The 1,304-nt window shown below is 42.6% G+C and carries 2 protein-coding genes; both read right to left on the bottom strand.

The window, feature by feature from the left end:
• Window positions 1-30 precede the first annotated feature (30 nt).
• Window positions 31-591 (bottom strand): transposase, encoded by a 561-nt coding sequence (locus ACFQ19_RS20215; protein WP_379594668.1) that lies wholly within the window; start codon window positions 589-591, stop codon window positions 31-33.
• Window positions 588-1,271 (bottom strand): helix-turn-helix domain-containing protein, encoded by a 684-nt coding sequence (locus ACFQ19_RS20210; RefSeq protein WP_379594666.1) that lies wholly within the window; start codon window positions 1,269-1,271, stop codon window positions 588-590. Before ACFQ19_RS20210 ends, ACFQ19_RS20215 begins: the two co-directional genes overlap by 4 nt.
• Between the last annotated feature and the right edge of the window lie 33 nt (window positions 1,272-1,304).

Genomic DNA, 1,304 nt, shown 5'->3' with positions numbered 1-1,304 from the left:
GTGCCACGCGGCTGAAGTAAATACCCCACATTAAATTTGTAAGGTTTTAGCTTCCTTCGTCCAACGGAATGGTTTAGCCAAATGTTCATTGTAGTAACTGATAAATTGTTTTATCTTTTGTTGCAGTATTTCAACTGAAGAGAAGCTGGATCTCATATTAAGGAGCCGTCGTGATAGAATACTGAACCAGCACTCAATCTGGTTTAACCATGAACAGTGTTTCGGCGTATAGACGACTTGGATTCGATGACTCGGGTCACTTAAAAATTCGGATCGGCTTTCCATGTTTTTCAAAATACCACTGCGTTCCTTTATACCAAGAGTTTCTTGTGGAATGCCGCATTTGCCGGCGACGAAACGAACAAGAGATTCGGATTTGTGTGTGTTTAATTGGTCCATCACAAACACATAAGAGGCTTCCGAATCTTCTGCAATTACTTGGCTGATGTGATTGACAAAGTCTTCCTCTTTGCGTGTCGGACCGATGGAATCTATTACTTGTCCCGTTGCTACATTTCGAGAGGCAATCAGTGTCGTTGTGCCATGTCGAATATATTCTTGTTCAATTTTTTCCGGTTTTCCCGGCTTCATTGCTTTTTTGATTTGGAATGCTCCGTTGCTTGAATGCCTGTTTTTTCATCGACACAAAATACATGGGTTCCCTTTTCTTCAGCTGCATTTGCCATTCGATAAACATCATATACAGATTGGACTTGCTTTTGGTGCGTCTCACGGTCCTCGATCTTTGGGTTCAGCCAAATTCGATGTCGATGCGGCTTTAAATCAGCTTCTTTTAAATAGCGTCCGACACTGCGGGCTGAGATTTGTTCAACAATGTCTTCTTTTTCAGCTTGTTTTGCCAATGCACTGGGGGTCCAATGGCTAAGTGGAAGACCTTTGTCTTCTGGCGATTCACAGGCGAGAGCTATGATTTCGGCAATTTGGACTTCAGAAAAATCCCGTGGACGTCCCGAACGATGAGCATCGCTTAATATATCATGAACAAGCCGTTTTAAGGCTTGCGGATTTTCATTTTCTGTATGTTCGAGTTCAGCAGTCATATCAGCCCAGCGATGACGCCATAACTTTACGGTATGACGATCCATGTGACATTTCCTGGCGATTGCCCTGTTTCCTTCGCCATTTGCTGCCATTAAGATTACTTGGGCACGCTGGATAAAATGGAGGGGCGTGTGGCTACCCCTAAACATTTTTTCAAGTATTTTATGTTGTTTTTCACTTAGTTTTATCTCGACAGCTTGCTTAACCATTTCCATTCATCCCCTTGGTTATTTTTTACAAGT

Source organism: Oceanobacillus locisalsi (genome assembly GCF_042675985.1).
Classification (GTDB): Bacteria; Bacillota; Bacilli; order Bacillales; family Amphibacillaceae; genus Oceanobacillus; species Oceanobacillus locisalsi.
Note: the sequence above shows the minus strand (reverse complement) of the source record. Positions and strands in the feature narration are given on the sequence as shown.

Bases quoted from the DNA above. Each gene is read 5' to 3' on its own strand.
- ACFQ19_RS20215 (WP_379594668.1), bottom strand. From the start codon at position 591: ATGAAGCCGGGAAAACCGGAAAAAATTGAACAAGAATATATTCGACAT.
- ACFQ19_RS20210 (WP_379594666.1), bottom strand. From the start codon at position 1,271: ATGGTTAAGCAAGCTGTCGAGATAAAACTAAGTGAAAAACAACATAAA.